The organism is Streptomyces sp. NPDC048664, assembly GCF_040650555.1.
Classification (GTDB): domain Bacteria; phylum Actinomycetota; class Actinomycetes; order Streptomycetales; family Streptomycetaceae; genus Streptomyces.
This window is the reverse complement of the sequence record NZ_JBEZHK010000036.1, coordinates 58,692-75,978: the sequence shown is the minus strand read 5'-3', so window position 1 is coordinate 75,978 and position 17,287 is coordinate 58,692. Positions and strand designations below refer to the sequence as shown.

Sequence of the window (17,287 nt, the reverse complement as noted above, 5' to 3'; positions counted from 1 at the left end):
ACGGCGTACGGGACCTCCAGGTCACCGTCACCCCCGACGACGCGAAGCTCGCGCGGGCGGGCCTGAGCCCGGCCGCCCTCGGCCGTCCCGGTCAGGTCATTCCGGGCTGTTGAGGCGCTGCTCCCGGTAGGTCGTCCAGTCGTCCGGCGGATACGTCGCCTGCGGGGCGGCCAGCGCCACCTCCACCGCGAGCCCGAAGTTCCCGGGGAGGAAGCCGTCGAGTTCGCGCACCTTCTCCAGTGCCCGGACCGTGGCCTCGCCGAGCGGCCGTTCCATGCGGTCCGCACCGGAGGGGAGGCCCACCGGGCTCATGCGCGCCATCCTCACCGCGTGGGCGGCGCGCTCCTCCAGGCCCAGGGAGTGGTGGCCGAGCGCGAGGGCGACGTACTTGAGCGCGTCGCGGACACCGCCGCACAGCTCACGGATGCCGAACAGCGTCTGCATGGGACTGCCCGCGCTGTAGTCCTGGTACGACACCGCTCCGTGCAGCTTCTCCAGGCGTGTCTGCTCGCCCTCCAGCAGTTCGAGGACCTCGTGGAGCAGTCGGCCGACGCGGCCCAGGTCGTTCACGTCGTGGATCATCCGGTGCACCCTTTCGTCAGATGCCCGCAGTCGCGGGACCGCAGGGCCACTGGTGTCGCGTGACCGACTGTAGGGCGGTGGGCACGCAGAGGCGGGTGTTCCGTGAGACACGGCCGAATGCCGCCCTGTGGCCTGAACCGGGTCCGTGTCGTCATCGGGCCGGACGGCGTCACCCGCCCGTGCGACCGCCGTGGACAGCGGACGCTCATGTGATCGAGACTCGGTGAATGGCAAAGTACTTCGACGTTCACCCGGACAACCCGCAGCCTCGCACGATCGCCCAGGTGGCCGACGCCATCCGGGACGGTGCGCTCGTCGCCTATCCCACGGACTCCTGTTTCGCGCTCGGGTGTCGTCTGGGCAGCCGGGACGGCATCGACCGTATCCGGGCCATCCGCCAGCTCGACGACCGCCACCACTTCACCCTGGTGTGCCGGGACTTCGCACAGCTGGGCCAGTTCGTGCATGTGGACAACGACGTGTTCCGGGCCGTCAAGGCATCGACACCCGGCAGCTACACGTTCATCCTCCCCGCCACGCGCGAGGTGCCTCGCAGGCTCCTGCACCCGAAGAAGAAGACCGTCGGTGTCCGCATCCCGGACCATGCGGTGACCCAGGCCCTGCTGGAGGAGCTCGGCGAGCCGCTGCTGTCCAGCACGCTGCTGCTGCCGGGCGAGGAGGAGCCGCTGACGCAGGGCTGGGAGATCAAGGAGCGGCTCGACCATGTCGTGGACGCGGTGGTCGACTCCGGCGACTGCGGCACCGAGCCGACCACGGTGATCGACTTCTCCGGCGGCGAGCCCGAGATCGTGCGCAAGGGCGCGGGCGACACCTCCCGCTTCGAGTGAGGTCACCCGGAGCTGCCCGACGCCCCGTGCACGGGGCGTCGGGCAGCTCTGGCGGTTCCGGCGCCGACGTGGTGTGCTGAAAGGTGACGGGAAGGGTCCCGAGGACAGACGCGGAGAAGCGGCCGGCCACGACCGTGCACCGCGCAATCAGGATCCGGGAGAACCGGATGGAGCCCTTCCCGCCGTATCGGTCCACCTCTCGCGGCGCGGGACACCCCCCGCGCCCCGTGCCATGGGCCGAACGGCCGGTCCCGGGACCGGGCGGCCCGTGTCGCGCACGCGGTGGGGCGCCCACTCTGTGAGCAGAGTGCCACGGCGTCCGCGCGGGAGAGCCGGCCCTCGGTGCGGCCACCGGCAGGAAAGGACGAGGAGCGATGACCTCAGTCACCACCATGTCCGCGGCTCTCCCCGCCGAGTACCGCGAACGGCTGATGAAGATCGCCCGCGAGGTCTCCTTCGAGGAGGGGACCCGGCTGTTCGAGGAGGGGCGGCACGCCGACACGTTCTGGATCGTGCGGACCGGGACCGTGTCCCTCGACCTGCATGTGCCCGGCCGCAGGGCCGCCGTCATCGACGCGCTGGGGCATGGCGAACTGGTCGGCTGGTCCTGGCACTTCACTCCCCATGTGTGGCAGCTGGGCGCCGAGGCGACGACTCCGGTGCGCGCCTACGAGTTCGACGCGTCGAGCGTGCTGGCGATGTGCGGCGAGGACGCCGAGTTCGGCCGTGCCATCGCGGTCTGGGTCGGCAGGGTGCTCGCCCACCGGCTCAACGCGGCCCGCACCCGGCTGCTCGACCTGTACGGCCCCTACGGCAGTGGCGAGCGGTGACAGCCGGGCCGCCGGTGAGGCCCGTGGTCGGGCGCGGGAGGGCGTGCGGAGCCCTGAGGCCCTGAGGGGTCCTTTCCGCGCCCGTCGTGCGTCCGCGACGTCGTCGTGGCCGGCCGCGCGGTTCCCCGCGCCCCTTCGGGGCGCGCCGTCAGCCGATCGTCCTGCGCCACCGGGGGCCGACCGACTCCCACTCCCGGTCCCACGCCTGCAGGCATCTGGCCTCCAGGCGGCCCCGGGCCACCAGGCCGCAGAGCAGCATCCCTCCCCCGGCGCCGAGCCCGACCAGCGAGCCGACGAGCAGCGACTGCATCCCTATCTGGTGCGGGGTGGCGGGCCTGGTGGCGAGGGCCCCCGAGGGGTCCGTCCACACGGTCACCGACGTACCGGCGCTCAGTCCCGGCCCGGTCCGCACCAGACCGGTGTGCGTGCTCCCGGCGGCCTCCCAGCTCGCCCTCGCCCACACGGCCCCGTCGCTGTAGTCCGGCGTCGCGTGCGGCGCCCCCGGGGTGCTCTCGGTGAGCACCGCCCGCACCTCGGGCGTGGCGACGCGCCGCGCGGTCAGTTCCTGCGCGACCGCCGTGGCGGCCGTGCGTCCCGCGATCACCCCGGCCAGGGCCACGAAGACCCAGGTCGCGAGCACGATCCACGCCTCCAGCCGGTCGCTGCGGCGGAGCAGCGGATTGCGCCGCCACCGCCACAGCCACACCCTCGCCCCCGTCGCACGGCGTCGTATCGCCATGGGCCGCCACCTCCTGCACGTCCTGCGGGCTGTGACCTTCCTGCGTCGGGGTCGTTCACGACGCCTCGCTCACGACACTTTCAGAGCACGACATCTTCAGAGTGGGCCATCGGACGGAGGTCGGCATGGGCCGAGCGGTACCACTCTGTGTCCGACGGCCTCCCCGACGGTCGCACGGCGCGACGAAAGACCAGGTGACGGCAGTTATGTCGGAGCACGGCCAAGAGAAGAGCAGGCGAAAAACTCACGCTAAGCGATGATGATCCGCCGCCCTGTGATGCTCTCCGGGTCGATGCGGATCCACAGGTCGCGCTGTCCGCCCGCCCACGGCGTGCTGTACGCCTCCTCCTGGAGCCGCCGCACCTCGTCGCGGTCGGTGACGGTGCGCGCGCTCCCGCGCACCAGAACGCTCCAGCCCTGGCTGTAGGCGGCGTCGATCCGGTCCACCTCGAAGGCCACCTGGCTGCCCGCAGCCTGCGAGGGGACCGTGTCGGGGGCGGTCCTGAAGACGACGGAGCCGCCGACGACGGCGTAGTTCAGGGGGATGATCGCCGGGCCGTGGGACGTCTGCACCGCGAGGCGGCCGACCCCGTGGGTGGACAGCAGGTCGTGGCACTCCCGGGTGGTCAGTTCGGCGAAGGTCGGGTGCCCCCCGGCCTGGCCGAGCCCCGGCGGGAGGTCCACGTCGCCGCCGGTGAGTTCGAGCACCGTGGTCTCCAGCGCGCCCGCCAGCCTCAGGAGCGTGCTGACGCCGGGAGCCGCCGTGGGCTGCTCCTCCAGGTACTGGAGGTAGCTGGGCGCCATGCCCGCCCGGTTCGCCGTCTCCTCCCGGGACAGGCCGACCTCCTCGCGCCGCAGCGCGATCCGGCGCCCGAGATTGCCCGCGGGGTGCTCCTGCGCCGTGTCCGACGGTTCCCGTGCGGTCATGGCCCCTCACATCCTCTCCTCACGCCACGCCTGCGGCGGACACCCAGCAGATCAAGCTTGTCCGACCCCTGGGGCATCCGCTTGAGCCGATCGGCCCCCTACCGTCACCGCCCTGGCTGCGCTCGTCCTCGACCACCCCCTCAGACGGGGACGACGGCGACCGGGCAGCAGACGTGGTGCAGTACGGCGTGGGCGACGGAACCGATGCGCGGGCCCGGGCGGGTCTGCGGCTGGGGCCCTCCGCGTCCCACGACCACCAGGGAGGCGTGGGAGGCGGCGCGCACGAGTTCCGCGGCCGGGTGGTCGGCGGTGACGGTCAGGGTCACCGCCACCGAGGGGTAGGCGTCGTACCAGGGGCGCAGCCAGCCGGCCACGAGGTGCTCCCGCGCGATCGGGGACTCCTCCGCGTCCTCGGGGCCGACCCGGCCGTCGGCGCCGTGGGCCGCGCCGGGGAGCGCGTGGACCACCCGCAGGGCGGTGTCGCGGCGCCGGGCGGCTTCGAAGGCGAACTCGACCAGGTCCGGCGCCGGGTGCCGCGCGCCGAGACCGAGGACGACCTCGCGGTACGGGGTCTCGGGGATCTCGTCGGGCGAGACGCCGTCCAGGGCCGGCAGGTGTTCGTCGGCGCAGGCGTCCCCCGCGCGGACCAGCACCACGGGACGGGTGGAGCGGGCGATGACCCGCTGGGAGACGGACCCGAGGACGAAGCCCGCGACCCGGCCCAGTCCCCGGGACCCGAGCACCAGCACCTCGCTGTCCGGCTCCCGCGCGAGCAGGGCGGTGACCGGGGAGTCGGACTCCAGCAGGTCCGCCACCTCCAGTCCGGGGTGCGCGGCGCGGACGCTGCGGACCGCCCACCCCAGGGTCTCGGCCGCGGAGGGCGCCGGTGCGCCCTGCCAGGCCCCGGCGTGCACCAGGCGCAGCCAGGCTCCTCGGCGCAGGGCCTCGCGAGCGGCCCAGTGGGCGGCCGCGAGGCTCTCGTCGGACTCGTCGACGCCCGCGGTGACATACCGCGCCATGGCGCGCACCTCCCGCGCGGGGGCCGCCCCCGCGCTCCGGTCCTATCGTCCTCCTGTTCCCGGACCGCCGCAGGATCACTCCCGCGGGGGCGGAGGGCCCCGTACGGCCCTGGTGTGCGGGCCGTCGCCGCGCGATGATCGGCACAGGGGCAGCGACGTCGCCGGGAGGAGAGGGGTACCGATGGCCGAGGCGCGTACCTTCAGCGAGCAGGACCCGATCCGCGTCTTCCTGCTGGACGATCACGAGGTGGTGCGGCGGGGCCTGGCCGATCTGCTGGACTCCGAGCCCGACATCACGGTGGTCGGCGACGCGGACACCGCCGAGCACGCGCTCGTCCGCGGGCCCGCGCTCCGGCCGCACGTGGCGGTCCTGGACGTCCGCCTTCCCGACGGCGACGGCATCACCGTCTGCCGCGACCTGCGCGACCGGGTGCCGGAGCTGGCCTGTCTGATGCTGACCTCGTTCGACGACGAGGACGCCCTGCTGGACGCGATCATGGCGGGCGCCTCGGGCTATGTGCTCAAGCAGATCAAGGGCTCCGACCTGGTCTCGGCGGTGCGGACCGTCGCCTCGGGGCAGTCCATGCTCGATCCCGCCACCACGGCGCGGCTGATGCGCTCGCTGCGTGCCGACCCGGAGCGGGAACCGGAGCTGCCGCCGGAGCTGGCGGGCCTGTCGCCGCGGGAGCGCGACATCCTGGCGCTGATCGGGGACGGGCTGACGAACCGGGAGATCGGCGGCAGGCTCTATCTGTCGGAGAAGACGGTCAAGAACCACATCTCCCGGCTGCTGGCCAAGCTGGGGGTGCAGCGCCGGGTGCAGGCCGCCGTCCTGGCCTCCCAACTGGGCACGTCCGGGTCCGGGGAGCAGCACACCACCCGGTGAGCCGCGGCGTGCGCCGCCGCCTCACGGGCGCACCGGCACGCTCCACACCAGTCGGGTGCCGCCGCCCTCGGGGCGTTCGCCCAGGGTGAGGGTGCCGCCGAGGGCGGCGGCCCGTTCCTCCAGGTTGCGCAGCCCGCTGCGCGCCGTGCTCGCGGGCACCCCGCAGCCGTCGTCGGCGACCGTCAGGGTCAGCCGGGCGTCGGCGAGCCGGAGGCGTACGTCCACGTGGTGCGCGCCGGAGTGCCGGGCCGTGTTGCTCAGTGCCTCGCCGAGGACGGCGACGACCTGGTCGGCGACCTCGCCGGGCACGTCGGTGTCCACCAGCCCCTCCACCCGCAGGGACGGGGAGAAGCCCAGCGCGGCGGCCGACGCCGCCACCATCTCGGCGACCCGTTTGCGCAGGCCGCCCTCCCGCCGCGCGCCCTCGCCGTGGGTGCGCAGCCCGAAGATGGTCGAGCGGATGATCTTGATGGTCTCGTCCAGGTCGTCCACGGCCCGCGACAGGCGCTCGGCCGCCTCGGGGTGGTCCACGAAGCGCTGGGTGCTCTGGAGGGTCATCCCGGCGGCGAAGAGCCGCTGGATGGCGAGGTCGTGCAGGTCGCGGGCGATCCGGTCGCGGTCCTGGAGCAGGGCGATCTGCTCGGCGTCCCGGCGCCGCTCGGCCAGTTCGAGCGCGAGCGCCGCCTGCCCCGCGAAGCCGAGCAGGGGGCCGGCGTCGGTCTCCGTGAAGGGGGTACGTCCCTCGGTGCGGCCCAGCACCAGCACCCCGATCGACTTCCCGCTGGCCACGAGCGGCACGCCGACGACGGAGCCGAGACCGCTCCACAGCGCCGAACCGGCGTCGATGCGCCGATCCTGCTGGATGTCGGGGCTGACCACGGGCTCCGCCGTGCTGAGGGCGGCGTCCACGAAGCCGTCCTGCCCGGACATGACGAGGCCGCTGCGCCGCTCCGCGTCGAGACCGACCGCGAGCACCGGGCGCAGCATCTCCTCCCCCGCCACCCGTTCGGCGATCATCCCGACGTCGGCCGAGACGATGCGCCGGGCCTGGTCCACGATGAGTTCGAGCACCTCCGAGCTGGGGGCTCCCGACAGCAGGGCGCTGGTGACCTGGGCGCTCGCCCCCAGCCAGCGCTCGCGCAACCGGGTCTCCTCGAACAGCCGCGCGTTCTCGATGGCGACACCCGCCGCCACCGCCAGCGTGGAGAGCACGGCCTCGTCCTCGGCGTCGAACTCCGCCGCGCCGCGCTTCTCGGTGAGGTACAGGTTGCCGAAGACCTGGTCGCGCACCCGGATGGGCACGCCGAGGAAGGAGTGCATCGGCGGATGGTGGGAGGGGAAGCCGTAGGAGGCCGGGTGCTCGGAGATCTCGGACAGCCGCAGCGGCTCCGGGTGCCGGATCAGCTCGCCGAGGATGCCGTGCCCGCTGGGCAGCGCCCCGATCTCCGCCCGCCGCTCGTCGGTGATGCCGACCGTGATGAAGGACGCGAGCATACGGTCGTCGCCGATGACGCCCAGCGCGCCGTACTCGGCGTCCACCAGCACCACCGCCGCCTCGACGATGCTGCGCAGCACCTGCCGCAGATCGAGCTCCCGGCCGACCGAGAGCACGGCCTCCAGGAGCCGGTGCACACGGTCCTGGGCGCCGCGGGCCGCGTCGATGCGGGCCTGCAGCTCGTCCAGGAGCTCGTCCAGTCTCAGTTTGGGCAGGTGCGGCTCCGTCCGCTCAGACCCTTCCCCGCTCATCGTTCTCCTCCGACCGAATCACGCAGACAAGGTGCGGATCCACGCCATCCATGGAGGAATCACGATACTTGCTGACGCCTCTTCAAGAGGGCGCGTTGCACGCCCTCCCGTGTCTGCTTTGCCCTTACTGTGCTGCGGGACGGCGGACGGCGCGGACTCGGGAGACGAAGTGGCACGTGCGGGCGGTCCGGCGGGCGGGCCCGGGCGGGAACGGGGCGCGGGCGCGACGGTGCTGGGCAGCCGGCCGCCGCGTTCCGTGCGCGTTCCCCGGCGGGTGCCGGCCCTCACGCCGACGGCGGCCGAGCGCACGGTCCCCTGGCTGCGGGTCGCCGCCGCCTACGCCTGGCGTCTGGTCCTGGTCGGGATCGCGGTGTACGGGGTGTTCACCGTGCTGGGCCGCTTCCAGCTGATCGCGGTGTCGCTCTTCCTGGCCCTGGTGATCACCTCGGTGCTGCGCCCGCTCACGGACCTGCTGGACCGGTGGCTGCCCCGGCCCCTGTGCGTGGCGGTCTGCCTCGTCGGCAGCGTGCTGCTGCTGTTCTCGCTGCTGGCGCTGGTGGGGGACGCGGTGGCGGGCGAGTCGGCGACGCTCGCCGGGGAGTTCCGGGGCGGCATCCAGCAGATCGAACGCTGGCTGGAGCGGCCGCCCTTCCGGCTCAGCCCCCGCAAACTGTCCGATCTCCAGGACCAGATCGGCTCGTATCTCTCCTCCCACCGCGCCAGCCTGCTCACCAGCGCGGTCAGCGGTCTGGGCAGGGCGGTGGAGCTGGTCACCGGTGCCGCTCTCGCGCTGTTCTCCTCGGTCTTCTTCATCCATTCCGGTGAACGGCTGTGGTCCTGGGCCCGGGACTCGCTGCTGCCGCGCGGCGCCCGCCCCGGCTGGGACCGGGCGGGGCACGCGGCCTGGCGCACCTTCGCCGGGTACACCCGGGGCATCATCATCGTGGCCGCCACCAACGCCGTGCTCGTCGGCATCGCCCTGTTCGCGCTGGGGGTGCCGCTCGCGCTGCCGCTCACGCTGCTCGAGTTCTTCGCGACGTTCGTGCCGCTGGTCGGCTCGCCGGTCGCGCTGGGGGTGGCCACGGTGGTCGCGCTCGCCGGGCGCGGCCCCCTGACCGCCGTGGCCGTCCTGCTGCTCATCGTGGTCATCGGCCAACTGGAGGGGCACGTGCTGCATCCCCTCGTGATGAGCTGGGCCGTGCGCCTTCATCCGCTCGTGGTCGCGCTGTCCGTGATCGCGGGCAGCATCGTGGCGGGGGTGATCGGCGCGGTGGTGGCCGTGCCGTTCGTCTCGGTGGTGTGGGCGGTGCTCCAGTCCCTGCGCCGAGCCCCCGCCGCTTCCGAGGGGCACTAGTCGAGCTGCTCGTACAGGTCCCGCAGCTCGCCGGACAGGGCGGACCTGACGCGGCGCGTCCTGTCGTCCACCAGCACCTCGTGGGCCCCGGTCTCGATGCCGTCGAGCGCCGCCGTCGCGACGTCCCCCGGGGTGGACTTCGGCGCGTCGATGCCCGCCGTCATGTCGGTGTCGACGTAGGCCACATGGAGTCCCGTGACCGCGATGCCGCGCGGGCGCAGCTTCAGGCGCAGGGAGTTGGTCTGGGACCACAGAGCCGCCTTGGAGGCGCTGTAGGGGGTGCCGTCGGCCAGCCAGGACAGGACGGAGTGGACGTTGAGGACGTGGCCGCCGCCGGCCCGTTCGAGGACGGGTACGAAGGCCCGGGTGACCAGCAGCGGTCCGTAGAAGTTGACGTCCAGGTCCCGGCGCACGTCCTCGAGCGGCGAGTCGAGGTAGGAGGCGCGGCTCGCGGTGCCGGCGTTGTTGATCAGGATGGTGACGTCGCCGGCCCGTTCCGCGGCGGCGGCCACGGACGCGGGATCGGTGACCTCCAGGGACAGGGGGACGGCGTCCGGGTGGGTCACCGTGCGGGCGTCGCGGGCGGTGGCGTAGACCGTGCGCGCCCCTCGCGCGTACAGCTCCTCCACCAGCGCCTTGCCGATGCCGCGGTTGCCGCCGGTGACGAGAACGGACGCGCCTTTGATCGCGGTCATGAACGTACCTCCAGAAATCCGGGAACCGCATACGCGGAAACCGATCGGTTTTCATCAAGGTAAACCGATCGGTTTCCGCCTCGCAAGCCGGTTCGGGGAAGGGCGACGGACGTCACTCGCCGGGCTGCCGCCGGCGGCCGTCAGCGCACCCCGGCGGCGTCGAGGAGGGTGGTCACGGTCGGCAGGAGCAGGCCGTCCGGGGTCTCGGCCCCGACGCCCGCACGGGCGCTGATCCCGTCGAAGACCAGGACCAGCTGCCGCGCCAGCAGTGCGGGGTCGCTCGCCCCTCCGCGCTCGGCCTCACCCCGGAAGAAGTCCAGCAGCTCCCCCTTGGCCGCGCGCGCGACCCGGCTCGCGGGGTGATCCGGGTCCTTCAGCTCGACCTGGACGGCCAGGAACGGGCAGCCGCGGTAGGTGGGCGCCGCCGACTGCGCCTCCACCTGCTCGAAGACGTGCAGCATCCGCGCGCGCGGCGAGCCGGTGTCGTCCGCGCCGGGCAGCAACCGCGCCGTGACGGCGGGGGCGCGCTCCTTCAGGCTCGCGGCCAGCAGCTCGTCCTTGCTCTCGAACAGCTGGTACATCGAGCGCTTGGAGACGCCGGCCGCCCTGCACAGCGCCTCGACCCCCACCCCCACGCCCTCGGCGTAGGCGAGCGCCGCCGCGGCCTCCAGCAGGCGGTCGCGGGAACCCTTCTTCGCATCCGTGGTCATACCCAGAGGCTAGCCCGTTTCCGGCCGCGGGAAAACCGATCGGTTTTTGCCTCTCGGGCGGGTCTGGGTGACCCGCCACAGCCGGCGTGGAAGCGCTCCCTCCTCGAAGTCCCTGACCTCGTCCAGCCGCCAGCCCTCGGCCAGCGCGTCGACCAGGGCGCGGGAGAAGAAGTGCACCGCGAAGCCGCCGTGCTCCCAGATGCCGTCGCCGTGCGCGCGCCCCGCGCCGTGGTGCGCGTCGCCGGTGTGGCGCACCGTGTAGACGAGGACGCCGCCGGGGCGCAGCACCCGCCGCACCTCGGCCAGGAGCGCGCCGATCTCGCCGGTGCGCAGCGCCATGCACAGCAGCATGTGCGCGAAGACCGCGTCCACGGCGTGGTCGGGCAGGGGCAGCGGCTCCCGGACGTCGTGCACCGTCGTGGTCACCCGCGCCCCGATGCCCTGCGCCCGCGCGCTGTCACGCAACTGCTCCAGGGCCGAGGAGCTGAAGTCCAGCGCCCGGACCGTGAACCCCTCGCGGGCGAAGTACAGGGCGTCCCGGCCCTGTCCGGCGCCGAGTTCCAGGATCTCCTCGGCGTCCGACGACCGGAACAGCCGCGCGGCGTACACGGCGGGGGCGGACGGATCGAGCCCGTACATGCCGGGGTGATCGTCGTACGCGTCCTGCCACTGCCGCCGCTGCGCGTCGGCCGGTGCGCGACCGTCCTCGGCCATCTTCGTGGACCCCCTTCCCTGGGACTCGGCGTCCGGACCGCTCAGCAGATCCTGGGCAGCTGCTCCCCGACCGGCAGGTCCACCACGCGGGTGCCGCCCAGGCCGGTGCGGGCCACCACCATGCCGGGATGCTCCGCCACCGCCTCGCCGATGACCGTGGACCCGCTGCCCAGGGGGTGGGCCCGCATGGCGTCCAGGACGGCCTCGGCGTGCTCGCGCGGCACGAACGCCACCAGCTTGCCCTCGTTGGCGACGTACAGGGGGTCCAGGCCGAGGATGGCGCAGGCGTTCGCGACCGCGTCGGGGACCGGGATCGCCCGCTCGGTGAGCACGACCCCGCAGCCGGAGGCGGTGGCGATCTCGTTGAGCGCCGCCGCGAGGCCGCCCCGGGTGGGATCGCGCAGGACGTGCAGGTCCGGGGTGACGGCCAGCATCGTCTCCACGAGGCCGCCGAGGGCCGCGCAGTCGCTCTCGACCTCCACGCCGAACTCCAGGCCCTCGCGCACACTCATGATGGCCACCCCGTGCGCGCCGACGGGGCCGCTGACGATCACGACGTCGCCGGGGACCACCCGCTGCGGGCGCAGGTCGACGCCGTCGGGGATGAGCCCGATGCCCGCCGTGTTGATGAAGACGCCGTCCCCGTGGCCGGCCTCCACCACCTTGGTGTCGCCGGTGGCCACCTCGACGCCCGCGACCCGCGCGGCCCTGCCGAGCGCGTCGGCGACCCGGGCGACCTCGGCCGTCTCCACGCCCTCCTCCAGGATGAACCCGCAGGACAGGTACGCGGCACGGGCGCCGCTCATCGCGAGGTCGTTGACGGTGCCGTTGACGGCGAGGTCGCCGATGCTGCCGCCGGGGAAGAACAGCGGGCGTACGACGAAGGAGTCGGTGGAGAAGGCCAGTCGGACGCCGCCCAGCGAGAGCGCGGCGGCGTCCCCGAGCTGCGCGAGCGCGTCCGACCCGTAGGCGGGCGCGAAGACGTGCTGGACCAGTTCGGCGGAGAGCGCTCCTCCCCCGCCGTGGCCCATGACGATGCGGGACTGGTCGCGCAGCGGGGCCGGGCAGGTCCAGGCCGCCGGGTCCACGACCGGTGCGCTCAGGTCGACGGTGTCAGACAACGGGGCTCGCCTCCCGGGGGGCCGGTGCGGGGGTAGGGGTCGGGGTCGGCGCCGGGGTCAGGTCCAGGCGCCGGTAGAGGTAGTACGCGGCGCAGGCGCCCTCGCTGGAGACCATCGTGGCCCCGAGGGGGGTGCGCGGGGTGCACAGGGTGCCGAACACCTCGCACTCGTGCGGCTTGAGCAGGCCCTGGAGGACCTCGCCGCTGCGGCAGGCGGCCGGCTCGCTGGTCCGGATGTCGTCGACCGGGAAGCGGTGCTCGGCGTCGTGGTCCCGGTACGCGGCCGACAGCCGCCAGCCGCTGTCCGGGATCACTCCGATGCCGCGCCAGGCCCGGTCGGTCACCTCGAACACGTCCTGGAGCATGGCCCTGGCCGCCGGGTTCCCCTCGGGGCGCACGGCGCGCGCATAGGCGTTCTCCACGGTGTGCTCGCCACGCTCCAGCTGGGTCACGGCGCGGCGTACGCCTTCCAGGATGTCCAGCGGTTCGAACCCGGTCACGACGATCGGCACGCCGAAGCGTTCGGCCAGCTCCGGGTACTCGTCCGTGCCCATCACGCTGCACACGTGGCCCGCGGCCAGGAATCCCTGCACCCGGCAGCGCGGGGATCTCATGATCGCCTCGATGGCGGGTGGCACCCGCACATGGGACACCAGGAGGCTGAAGTTGGGGATGCCGAGCCTGCGGGCCTGGTACACCGTCATGGCATTGGGCGGCGCGGTCGTCTCGAAGCCGATGCCGAAGAACACCACTTCGCGGCCGGGGTTGTTCCGGGCGATCCGCAGCGCGTCGAGCGGCGAGTACACGACGCGCACGTCCCCGCCCTCGCCCCGCACCTGGAACAGGTCGCGTCCGGTGCCCGGCACCCGCAGCATGTCGCCGAACGAGCAGAAGATCACCTCGGGCCGGGAGGCGATCTCCAGTGCCTTGTCGATGACCTCCAGCGGGGTCACGCACACCGGGCATCCGGGGCCGTGGATCAACTCGACCTCATCCGGCAGCAGTTGGTCGATGCCATGACGGATGATCGAATGGGTCTGCCCGCCGCAGACCTCCATCAGCGCCCAGGGTCTGGTCACGGTGGCGTGGATCTCGTCCAGCAACCGCCGTGCGAGGTCCGGGTCCTGGAACTCCTCGAGGTACTTCATCCGCGTGCCTCCTCGCGCGCGGACGGGCCCGCGCCGTCGCCCGGTCCCGCCTCGGCGGCCGCCTGCGCCCAGGGGTCGCCGAACTCCTCCTGGAGCATGCCGAGTTCCTCGAACAGCTCGAGCGTCTGCCGCGCCGACTCCTCGTCCAGGCGTTGCAGGGCGAAGCCGACGTGGACGATGGCGTACTCGCCGACCTGGAGGTCGGGCAGGTACTCCAGGCACACCTCCTTGACCACGCCGCCGAAGTCGACGGCGGCCATGCGGGTGCCGTCGCGCTCCTCGATGTCCAGCACTCTGCCGGGTACCGCCAGGCACATGGGCCTCTCCTCGCTGTGGTGGGGTGCGTGGCCCGGTGCCGCCGGACCGGTCGGTCAGCCGGGGGGTTCGGCGGCGCGCGCTGCCACCATGAGCTGGCCGAGGGCCAGTCCGCCGTCGCCGGGTGGGACGAGGCGGTGGCGCAGCACGGTGAAGCCGTCGGCGCGCAGGGCCTCGGCGCAGGCGCGGGAGAGCAGGGCGTTGAGAAAGACCCCGCCGGTCAGGGCGACGGTGTCCGCGCCCGTCCGTTCGCGCGCCCGTACGCAGATCCGGTGGACCAGCCCGGTGACGGCCCGGTGGAAGCGTGCGGCGATCAGTTCGGGTGCCACGCCCGCCCGCACGTCGCGGACGGCGGCCGCGAGGACGGGTGCGGGCTCGGCCCGCACCGCACCGCCCGCCGCCCTCGGCTCCTCGAGCGCGAACGCGTACGCCGTGGCGTCGTCGGCGGGCGCCCGCAGCGCGGCGGCCTCCAGTTCGACGGCGGCCTGCGCCTCGTGTCCGGCCCGGTGGCACACGCCCGCCAGGGAGGACACGGCGTCGAAGAGCCGGCCCATGCTGGAGGTGGGCACGCACTGGAAGCCGCGCTCCAACTGCACCGCCAGTACGCGGAGTTCGTCGGGCGGGCAGGCGGTCACCGGGGGCAGGTCGTCCGCCCAGCCGATCCCCGCCGCCCACAGCCTCGCCAGTGCCGAGCGGTAGGGCCGGCGCACCGCCGCGTCACCTCCGGGCAGCGGCGCGTACGCGAGGTGCCCGAACCGGGTGAAGCCGGCGTAGTCGGCGAGCAGGAACTCCCCTCCCCACACGGCGCCGTCGGCGCCGTACCCCGTGCCGTCGAAGGCGACGCCCAGCACCGGACGGCTACCGTCGAGCCCGTGTTCGGCCATCGCGGCGGCGGTGTGCGCGTGGTGGTGCTGGACCCGGACGACGGTCCTGCCCCGGGCGTTGCGGACCGCCCAGCGGGCCGAGCGGTAGTCCGGATGCAGGTCGGCGGCGAGCAGGGCGGGCCGCACCGGGGTGACCGACTCCAGATGCGCCACGGCCCGTTCGAAGGCCTGTTGGGTGGCGAGGTCGTCCATGTCGCCGATGTGCGCGGACAGCCAGGCCCGGTCCCCCTCCCCCAGGCAGAACACGTTCTTCAGGTCCCCGCCGACCGCGAGCGCCGGGCGCACCGGTGCCGGCAGGGTGAGCGGCAGGGGCGCGTAGCCGCGGGCGCGGCGGACGATCAGCGGCTGCCCGTCGCACACCCGCACCACCGAGTCGTCGCAGGGCACATGGACGGTCCGGTCGTGCAGGAGCCAGGCGTCGGCCAGGTGCGCCAGGCGCTCGAGCGCCTGGCGGTCGTCGGTGACGATCGGCTCACCGGACACGTTGCCGCTGGTCATGACGAGGAGACGGGGGCTCTCGGGGTCGCCGGGGAGCCCGAACAGGAGCTGGTGGACGGGGGTGTAGGGCAGCATGACGCCGAGGTCGGGGCTGCCGGGGGCCACGGCGTCGGCCGGGCGGGGCGCCCCGGCCGGACACGCTCCGTCGGTGCGGCGCCGGAGCAGCACGACGGGGCGTGTCGTACCGGCGAGCAGGTCGCGCTCCTCGGGCCCGATCGTGACCAGGTGTTCGACGTCGGCCAGGCTCCGGGCCATCAGGGCGAAGGGCTTGCTCGCACGGGCCTTGCGGCGCCGCAGCCGGGTGACGGCGCCGGTGTCGGTGGCGTCGCAGGCCAGGTGGTAGCCGCCCAGCGACTTGACGGCGAGGACGGCGCCGTCCGCGAGGAGGGCCCGGGCCGCGGCGAGGGGGTCGGCGCCCGGCGCGGGCCGCGGCGCGGTGCCGTCGGCCGGGCGGACCATCAAGCGCAGCCGCGGTCCGCAGCGCGGGCAGGCCACCGGTTGGGCGTGGAACCGCCGGTCGGCCGGATCGCCGTACTCCCGGGCGCAGTCGGGGCACATCGGGAAGTCGGCCATGGTGGTGGACGCCCGGTCGTAGGGCAGACCGGTGACGATCGTGAAGCGCGGGCCGCAGTGCGTGCAGTTGACGAAGGGGTGGCGGTGGCGCCGGTCGGCGGGGTCGGCCAGCTCCCGCAGGCACGCGTCGCAGGTGGCCGTGTCGGGCGGGATCAGCGTGCCCCCGGCGCCCCCGGCGCGGGAGGTGAGGATCGTGAACCCGCTGTCCCCGGCGGCGGGCAGGTCCTGGTGGTGGACGGCGTCGACACGGGCCAGCGGGGGCGCGTCCACCGCGAGGCGGTCGCAGAAGCGCGCGACGGCCCCGGGCACGCCCTCGACCTCGACGACGACGCCCTGAGGGGTGTTGGTCACGTGTCCGCACAGGCCGAGGCCGGTGGCGAGGGCGTGCACGAACGGGCGGAAGCCGACGCCCTGCACCACGCCCCGCACGGTGACCCTCCGGCGCAGGGGTGTGTCGACGGCGGGGGTCGGCGGCGCACCGCTCACGAGCGGGTGTGCGCCACGACCCCGGTACCGTCCGCGTGGTCGTGGTCGTGGTCGTGGTGGTGGTCGTGGGTGTGCGCGTGCTCGCCTTCACGGCTGTGGGCGTGGCCGTGGTCGTGGGGCACGCGCGCCATGACCGGGGTGTGCGGCGGGACGCCGTCCGCCGCCGCCAGCGCGCGGTCGAGCAGGGCGCCGAGTCCCCGCTCGCGGCGGGCCGAGGTCAGCAGCACCTCCACACCCGGGTTGACCCGCTCGACGTTCGCGCGGAAGGCCGCCTCGTCGAACTCGGCGGCCTCGGCGATGTCGGTCTTGGTGACGACCACGAGCTGGGCGAGGCCGAACGCGGTCGGGTACTTGAGCGGCTTGTCCTCTCCCTCGGTCACGGAGGCGAGCACCACGCGCAGCGTCTCCCCGAGGTCGTAGGAGGCCGGGCAGACGAGGTTGCCGACGTTCTCCACGAACAGCAGCCTGGTGCCGTCCGGGAGCCATCCGTCCAGGTGGCGGGTGAGCATCCCGGCCTCCAGATGGCACAGTCCGTCGGTGAGGACCTGCTTGACCGGGACACCCGAGCGCCCCAGCCGCGCCGCGTCGTTCTCGGTGGCGAGGTCGGCGGTGAGGGCCGCCACCGGCAGGGACCTCTCCCGTGCCAGCACCAGTTCGCGTTCCAGCAGGGCGGTCTTGCCGCTGCCGGGGCTGGAGAGGAGGTTGACGACCGTGGTGCCGCGCGCGGACAGCGCGGCGCGCAGGGTGTGCGCGGTCCGGTCGTTGCGGGCGAGCACGGCCTGTTCAAGATCCACCGTTCGGCACATGGTTCAGCGCTCCTCGGGACTCGGTTCGGGGTGGCCGTCCTCCCACCGCACGGCGACGATCCGGAGTTCACGCCCCGACAGCAGCTCGGTGTTCCCTCCGTCGCACAGCGGGCAGCTCAGCAGGGGCGGCATGCCGACGGCCCACTCGTGCGCACAGGGCGCGCAGCGGGCCCGTCCCGGCACGAAGTCGGTGATCAGTTCGGCGCCTTCCAGCACGGTGCCGGCGCAGCCCACCTCGAAGCTGAAGGAGAGGGCGTCGGGCACGACACCGGCGAGTTCCCCCACCTGGACCCGCACCGAGCGCACCGCGGTGACGTCCCCGGCCCGCTCGGCCGCGTCCTCCACCTGGCCGATCACCGCCATCGCGATGGACATCTCGTGCATGGGTCTCCGTCCCGGGGCGTGCG

General features: G+C 73.7%; 18 protein-coding genes. 4 read left to right on the top strand and 14 right to left on the bottom strand.

The window, feature by feature from the left end:
* Positions 1-96: 96 nt before the first annotated feature.
* Positions 97-582 (bottom strand): hypothetical protein, encoded by a 486-nt coding sequence (locus AB0C59_RS30120; protein WP_363010167.1) that lies wholly within the window; start codon positions 580-582, stop codon positions 97-99.
* A gap of 227 nt (positions 583-809) precedes the next feature.
* On the opposite strand from AB0C59_RS30120, the gene AB0C59_RS30115 reads away from it, so the two are divergent.
* A complete protein-coding gene (locus AB0C59_RS30115) occupies positions 810-1,430 on the top strand; it encodes an L-threonylcarbamoyladenylate synthase (RefSeq protein WP_363010165.1) in 621 nt (206 codons plus the stop codon).
* 374 nt (positions 1,431-1,804) lie between these two features.
* The gene (locus AB0C59_RS30110) at positions 1,805-2,260 is read left to right on the top strand and encodes a cyclic nucleotide-binding domain-containing protein (protein ID WP_363010163.1); all 456 of its coding nucleotides are present in this window, start codon (positions 1,805-1,807) and stop codon (positions 2,258-2,260) included.
* Positions 2,261-2,408: 148 nt separating this feature from the next.
* Here the strand turns inward: AB0C59_RS30110 and AB0C59_RS30105 are convergent, their stop codons facing one another.
* From AB0C59_RS30105 to AB0C59_RS30095, 3 genes are all read right to left on the bottom strand, one after another.
* Positions 2,409-2,999, bottom strand: coding sequence for a hypothetical protein (locus AB0C59_RS30105; protein WP_363010161.1), 591 nt, complete (start codon positions 2,997-2,999; stop codon positions 2,409-2,411).
* Positions 3,000-3,248: 249 nt separating this feature from the next.
* A complete protein-coding gene (locus AB0C59_RS30100) occupies positions 3,249-3,926 on the bottom strand; it encodes a pyridoxamine 5'-phosphate oxidase family protein (RefSeq protein ID WP_363010159.1) in 678 nt (225 codons plus the stop codon).
* Positions 3,927-4,066: 140 nt separating this feature from the next.
* Positions 4,067-4,945, bottom strand: coding sequence for a universal stress protein (locus AB0C59_RS30095; protein WP_363010157.1), 879 nt, complete (start codon positions 4,943-4,945; stop codon positions 4,067-4,069).
* 181 nt (positions 4,946-5,126) lie between these two features.
* Between AB0C59_RS30095 and AB0C59_RS30090 the strand changes: the two genes are divergently transcribed.
* Positions 5,127-5,831, top strand: a complete 705-nt coding sequence (locus AB0C59_RS30090) for a response regulator transcription factor (RefSeq protein WP_363010155.1) — start codon at positions 5,127-5,129, stop codon at positions 5,829-5,831.
* 21 nt (positions 5,832-5,852) lie between these two features.
* On the opposite strand, the gene AB0C59_RS30085 is transcribed toward AB0C59_RS30090, so the two are convergent.
* Entirely contained in the window at positions 5,853-7,577 is a 1,725-nt protein-coding gene (locus AB0C59_RS30085) for a GAF domain-containing protein (RefSeq protein ID WP_363010153.1), read from the bottom strand.
* Between the two features lie 169 nt (positions 7,578-7,746).
* On the opposite strand from AB0C59_RS30085, the gene AB0C59_RS30080 reads away from it, so the two are divergent.
* A complete protein-coding gene (locus AB0C59_RS30080) occupies positions 7,747-8,931 on the top strand; it encodes an AI-2E family transporter (protein WP_363010151.1) in 1,185 nt (394 codons plus the stop codon).
* On the opposite strand, the gene AB0C59_RS30075 is transcribed toward AB0C59_RS30080, so the two are convergent.
* From AB0C59_RS30075 to AB0C59_RS30035, 9 genes are all read right to left on the bottom strand, one after another.
* The gene (locus tag AB0C59_RS30075) at positions 8,928-9,626 is read right to left on the bottom strand and encodes an SDR family oxidoreductase (protein ID WP_363010149.1); all 699 of its coding nucleotides are present in this window, start codon (positions 9,624-9,626) and stop codon (positions 8,928-8,930) included. The two genes, AB0C59_RS30080 and AB0C59_RS30075, sit on opposite strands and share 4 nt — an antisense overlap.
* 140 nt (positions 9,627-9,766) lie before the next feature.
* The gene (locus AB0C59_RS30070) at positions 9,767-10,336 is read right to left on the bottom strand and encodes a TetR/AcrR family transcriptional regulator (protein WP_363010147.1); all 570 of its coding nucleotides are present in this window, start codon (positions 10,334-10,336) and stop codon (positions 9,767-9,769) included.
* A 9-nt stretch (positions 10,337-10,345) separates the two neighbouring features.
* Positions 10,346-11,050, bottom strand: a complete 705-nt coding sequence (locus AB0C59_RS30065) for a class I SAM-dependent methyltransferase (protein WP_363010145.1) — start codon at positions 11,048-11,050, stop codon at positions 10,346-10,348.
* A 41-nt stretch (positions 11,051-11,091) separates the two neighbouring features.
* Positions 11,092-12,171 carry a hydrogenase expression/formation protein HypE gene (hypE, locus tag AB0C59_RS30060; RefSeq protein ID WP_363010143.1) on the bottom strand — a complete coding sequence of 360 codons (1,080 nt, stop codon included), beginning with the start codon at positions 12,169-12,171 and terminating at the stop codon, positions 11,092-11,094.
* The gene (gene hypD, locus AB0C59_RS30055) at positions 12,164-13,318 is read right to left on the bottom strand and encodes a hydrogenase formation protein HypD (RefSeq protein ID WP_363010141.1); all 1,155 of its coding nucleotides are present in this window, start codon (positions 13,316-13,318) and stop codon (positions 12,164-12,166) included. Before hypD ends, hypE begins: the two co-directional genes overlap by 8 nt.
* Complete coding sequence (locus AB0C59_RS30050; RefSeq protein WP_363010139.1) at positions 13,315-13,635, bottom strand: HypC/HybG/HupF family hydrogenase formation chaperone; 321 nt, start codon at positions 13,633-13,635, stop codon at positions 13,315-13,317. Before AB0C59_RS30050 ends, hypD begins: the two co-directional genes overlap by 4 nt.
* Positions 13,636-13,689: 54 nt before the next feature.
* Complete coding sequence (gene hypF, locus AB0C59_RS30045) at positions 13,690-16,074, bottom strand: carbamoyltransferase HypF (RefSeq protein WP_363010137.1); 2,385 nt, start codon at positions 16,072-16,074, stop codon at positions 13,690-13,692.
* Positions 16,071-16,880, bottom strand: coding sequence for a hydrogenase nickel incorporation protein HypB (gene hypB, locus AB0C59_RS30040; RefSeq protein ID WP_363010135.1), 810 nt, complete (start codon positions 16,878-16,880; stop codon positions 16,071-16,073). The genes hypF and hypB overlap by 4 nt, the downstream gene beginning before the upstream one ends.
* Positions 16,881-16,883: 3 nt before the next feature.
* Positions 16,884-17,264 (bottom strand): hydrogenase maturation nickel metallochaperone HypA, encoded by a 381-nt coding sequence (locus AB0C59_RS30035; protein ID WP_363010133.1) that lies wholly within the window; start codon positions 17,262-17,264, stop codon positions 16,884-16,886.
* Positions 17,265-17,287: the final 23 nt, after the last annotated feature.

Bases quoted from the DNA above. Each gene is read 5' to 3' on its own strand.
- AB0C59_RS30115 (WP_363010165.1), top strand. From the start codon at position 810: ATGGCAAAGTACTTCGACGTTCACCCGGACAACCCGCAGCCTCGCACG.
- AB0C59_RS30085 (WP_363010153.1), bottom strand. From the start codon at position 7,577: ATGAGCGGGGAAGGGTCTGAGCGGACGGAGCCGCACCTGCCCAAACTG.
- AB0C59_RS30075 (WP_363010149.1), bottom strand. From the start codon at position 9,626: ATGACCGCGATCAAAGGCGCGTCCGTTCTCGTCACCGGCGGCAACCGC.
- AB0C59_RS30090 (WP_363010155.1), top strand. From the start codon at position 5,127: ATGGCCGAGGCGCGTACCTTCAGCGAGCAGGACCCGATCCGCGTCTTC.
- AB0C59_RS30110 (WP_363010163.1), top strand. From the start codon at position 1,805: ATGACCTCAGTCACCACCATGTCCGCGGCTCTCCCCGCCGAGTACCGC.
- AB0C59_RS30105 (WP_363010161.1), bottom strand. From the start codon at position 2,999: ATGGCGATACGACGCCGTGCGACGGGGGCGAGGGTGTGGCTGTGGCGG.
- AB0C59_RS30095 (WP_363010157.1), bottom strand. From the start codon at position 4,945: ATGGCGCGGTATGTCACCGCGGGCGTCGACGAGTCCGACGAGAGCCTC.
- hypB (WP_363010135.1), bottom strand. From the start codon at position 16,880: ATGTGCCGAACGGTGGATCTTGAACAGGCCGTGCTCGCCCGCAACGAC.
- AB0C59_RS30070 (WP_363010147.1), bottom strand. From the start codon at position 10,336: ATGACCACGGATGCGAAGAAGGGTTCCCGCGACCGCCTGCTGGAGGCC.
- AB0C59_RS30035 (WP_363010133.1), bottom strand. From the start codon at position 17,264: ATGCACGAGATGTCCATCGCGATGGCGGTGATCGGCCAGGTGGAGGAC.
- AB0C59_RS30100 (WP_363010159.1), bottom strand. From the start codon at position 3,926: ATGACCGCACGGGAACCGTCGGACACGGCGCAGGAGCACCCCGCGGGC.
- hypD (WP_363010141.1), bottom strand. From the start codon at position 13,318: ATGAAGTACCTCGAGGAGTTCCAGGACCCGGACCTCGCACGGCGGTTG.
- AB0C59_RS30050 (WP_363010139.1), bottom strand. From the start codon at position 13,635: ATGTGCCTGGCGGTACCCGGCAGAGTGCTGGACATCGAGGAGCGCGAC.
- AB0C59_RS30120 (WP_363010167.1), bottom strand. From the start codon at position 582: ATGATCCACGACGTGAACGACCTGGGCCGCGTCGGCCGACTGCTCCAC.
- AB0C59_RS30065 (WP_363010145.1), bottom strand. From the start codon at position 11,050: ATGGCCGAGGACGGTCGCGCACCGGCCGACGCGCAGCGGCGGCAGTGG.